Source organism: Paenibacillus sp. 01L418 (genome assembly GCF_056400045.1).
On the sequence record NZ_JBFTSN010000724.1, the window covers coordinates 1 to 1,575 of the forward strand.

Consider the following 1,575-nt stretch of genomic DNA (forward strand, 5'->3'; position numbering starts at 1 on the left):
GTCCTATTGCTCTTGTTTGCATTAGCGATATGGAATTCTTACTCGAATGTAACAGGAGCACAGGTGAAAGTGATTGAGGTTCATGAAACAGCCATCAAAATTCAGGATTTGAGCGGGCATCAAGACATGATTCAAATACCTAAAGGCATCTATAAACTAATTGAAGTGGATCATGATTATTATATTAAATATGAACACCGAAAATGGGAAAGACCTACGCTCGTTTCCATTGAGCCATAATAAATCTAAAGGGATTGCTCGGCGCGAGTCAGCAATTCCTTTTTTTTATTTACCCATTAATTATGCGATATCGATGTAAAATTTTGTTGCTTCGACCTCACCGTTATGTCAGGATTTAAGTAGACCTATCAATATTACCCAGTACGCCACATAAAAAGAGAGAGGGTTATTTTATGGATGAGAGGGTAGCGAGAATTAGAGAGGAAGAGAAAAAATATCACGAAGTCTGCTATGATGATTATAAATTGTTTGAGGAAGGCTCGTGGCTGCATAAGCCTGTGCTGACGGTTATGAAAAATCTTGACTTACTTGATAAATCAGGCCCGCTATCTGTTCTTGATTTAGGCTGCGGAGTAGGTAGAAATAGCATACCGATAGCAAAGGTATTGCAAGAACATCATATTCATGGACAAGTGGTATGCGTGGATCTCTTGGAGTCAGCCCTCAGTAAGCTAATGAGTTATGGCGAGCAATTTGGAGTGCATCATTTACTAAAGCCTGTTGCAAGCGATATAGGCAATTTTACAATTTCAGAGAAAGAATATGATTATATTGTAGCAGTATCCTCGCTGGAGCATGTGAATACTGAAGCGATGTTGCGTCATACACTGCATCATATGACTGCGGGTACAAAAGATAATGGAATCAATTGTATCATCATAAACACCAATATTCGCGAAACAGATATACGAAGCGGTGAAAGTCTAGAAGTTCTTATTGAAGTAAATATGGAAACACAAGCGATGGAGCATTTGTTAAGCAAAGCATATATGAGCTGGGAAGTTATTGACCACCACGTCAAACAGCTGGAATTTGCAATCGTTAGAAATGAAAGGGATATTTTGCTGAGCAGTGATTGCATCACTTTTGTCGTCCGAAAGATAGGATAAATTGTACGTTGACAACAACATTGAGGAGGTTGATCAAATGAATCTTAAACCGATGAAATCTTTCTATATGGGGCTTCTGACAAGCTTTGTACTTGGCATGAATGCCGTTATTCAATTTATAAACATTTATATGAATGATGGTCCTGAAGCTATAGGTTTCTTTTTCTTCTTTATGGGTTTTGTAATGATTGTTTTTTTTATAGTATACGTCGTAGATGTATTCAACAAAAACTACCAAATTATCCATGCCAAAATGGTTAGCAAGCATAAAAATATTATTTATGCTTTAAACGAAAACGGCAAAGTGAAACGAATTAGAGTCATCTATCCTGAAATTTTAAATKAGTTAGTTCCTGGGCAGCAGCTCGAAATCAAATTGTCATCGACTCTATCAATACCGCTTCATATTGTTACAGTTGGCAAATCTAATGAAGGACATTTACAT

At 37.0% G+C, this 1,575-nt stretch carries 3 protein-coding genes; all 3 read left to right on the forward strand.

Going from position 1 to position 1,575, the window contains the following annotated elements:
- A partial coding sequence (locus AC1DSE_RS35065; RefSeq protein WP_477529102.1) for a hypothetical protein occupies positions 1 to 240 on the forward strand: 240 nt, incomplete at its 5' end.
- Between the two features lie 173 nt (positions 241 to 413).
- A complete protein-coding gene (locus tag AC1DSE_RS35070; protein WP_477511997.1) occupies positions 414 to 1,130 on the forward strand; it encodes a class I SAM-dependent methyltransferase in 717 nt (238 codons plus the stop codon).
- A 37-nt stretch (positions 1,131 to 1,167) separates the two neighbouring features.
- The coding region (locus AC1DSE_RS35075) for a hypothetical protein (RefSeq protein WP_477529103.1) at positions 1,168 to 1,575 on the forward strand (408 nt) is incomplete at its 3' end.

Coding starts and splice junctions, on each gene's coding strand:
- AC1DSE_RS35070 (WP_477511997.1), top strand. CDS start 414: ATGGATGAGAGGGTAGCGAGAATTAGAGAGGAAGAGAAAAAATATCAC.